The sequence below is a fragment of the Prevotella sp. HMSC077E09 genome, from assembly GCF_001814685.1.
In the GTDB taxonomy this organism is placed as follows: domain Bacteria; phylum Bacteroidota; class Bacteroidia; order Bacteroidales; family Bacteroidaceae; genus Prevotella; species Prevotella oris.
This window is the reverse complement of record NZ_KV817520.1, coordinates 1-1,340: the sequence shown is the minus strand read 5'-3', so window position 1 is coordinate 1,340 and position 1,340 is coordinate 1. Positions and strand designations below refer to the sequence as shown.

The following is a 1,340-nucleotide window of genomic DNA, read 5'->3' as shown; positions in this document are numbered from 1 at the left end:
GGTTGAGAATCGGGATGCCCAGAATAAATAACAACTTCATAAAATAATAGATTATGTCAAACAACGAAATGATTTTAGCAGCATTAGGTTTTTCTAATTTGGACAGTCAGTTAGATGAGTTCAAAACTAACTTCGGTTATGATTGGACAGATGAAGACTTGGACGAAGCGATAGAGGTGGCCGGATACAACACCTCAAATGTGAGAAATTGCCTCATGGAAATACTTTGGCTTAAAGTCGTTTATTACTTTGTTGACACAATGGATTGCAGCCGAGAAATGTTCGACAGCTATATCAACGGATCGCTTGATACCCATTTTTATTACAACGGGACAGAAGTCAAGTCTGAAGAGGAACTTTGGAAACTTGTAAACGCAGCATAAAAACAACTCAAAAATAGGATTTGCAAAATTGTTGAATAGTTTGTCCCCTATAAAACAAGATAATGACTGTGTTTCATAAAATGAATATCAAACAAATGAATAAAGAAATTCACTATAAATGCCGGTGTACAGGTCAGAGATTTACATTTAAGGAATGGTGTAACTATTTGAAAGGGAATCCACCAAAGGTTGTGCATACATATAAAGAATTTTGTTTCAATATTGCCGATGTGTGTCTGACACCACATATTAAAATTGATTGGGCTAAAAAAGTCTGTTTCTTTAAGGTTACAACAGCGCAATCAGACAATGGGCGATGGGACTTTGGACTTAGTTATAATTTTTGGACACAAGGCGGTTGCTGTGGGGCAGTTTATGTTGACACTCTAAAAGACGGTTACAATACCGAGAAAGAAGCTGTCTCCGCTGCCTTAAACCGTGTAGAGGAAAATTGTCAACGGGTCATTGACGAAATTCTATTCAGAGACGGTGCCCCGAATGATGATGATGCAAACAAACTCGAAACAAGAGGTTCGTCTGCTCTTCCAATACTTAAGGATACGATGAATAAGATTAAGTCTTACAGAAAGTTGTTCAACCCCTGCCAATTAGAACTGTTTTAATTTATAAATAACACACTATGCTTAGGTATCCAAGAATAGAAGTCATCAAGCGAACAATTTATGTTCCGATTTATCGAGAAAGTTACGAAGTGCAGACTATGCGCCCTAACCGACCAATGCAAAGCAAATTTGGCATGAGCAAGACGCAAGCCAATGCTTATTCAAAGCGCATGTTGGCTCTTCTGAAAAAGGAAGGATATGATAAAGCCGTATTCAAGTCTGTACTGATTGATTTACGGAAATTTGTTTTATGAAATTTCCACGCTCCTATATGTCTAATTGTATGGGAGCGTGGTTTTTTCGGTGGGGCTTACCGCCCCACACCCTGATTATG

General features: G+C 38.1%; 3 protein-coding genes. All 3 read left to right on the top strand.

Features of this window, described 5'->3' with window-relative positions; translation table 11 throughout:
* Window positions 1-53: 53 nt before the first annotated feature.
* The 3 genes from HMPREF2983_RS03565 to HMPREF2983_RS03555 all read left to right on the top strand — a co-directional run bounded on the left by HMPREF2983_RS03565 (window position 54) and on the right by HMPREF2983_RS03555 (window position 1,260).
* Entirely contained in the window at window positions 54-383 is a 330-nt protein-coding gene (locus tag HMPREF2983_RS03565; RefSeq protein WP_070666839.1) for a myo-inositol 2-dehydrogenase, read from the top strand.
* 80 nt (window positions 384-463) lie between these two features.
* A complete protein-coding gene (locus HMPREF2983_RS03560; RefSeq protein ID WP_141759255.1) occupies window positions 464-1,006 on the top strand; it encodes a hypothetical protein in 543 nt (180 codons plus the stop codon).
* Between the two features lie 17 nt (window positions 1,007-1,023).
* Window positions 1,024-1,260: a hypothetical protein gene (locus HMPREF2983_RS03555; RefSeq protein ID WP_070666835.1), complete on the top strand. Its 237-nt coding sequence runs from the start codon at window positions 1,024-1,026 to the stop codon at window positions 1,258-1,260.
* Window positions 1,261-1,340 lie beyond the last annotated feature (80 nt).

Excerpts from the sequence above, each read along its gene's own strand:
- HMPREF2983_RS03555 (WP_070666835.1), top strand. The coding sequence starts at position 1,024 with ATGCTTAGGTATCCAAGAATAGAAGTCATCAAGCGAACAATTTATGTT.
- HMPREF2983_RS03560 (WP_141759255.1), top strand. The coding sequence starts at position 464 with ATGAATATCAAACAAATGAATAAAGAAATTCACTATAAATGCCGGTGT.
- HMPREF2983_RS03565 (WP_070666839.1), top strand. The coding sequence starts at position 54 with ATGTCAAACAACGAAATGATTTTAGCAGCATTAGGTTTTTCTAATTTG.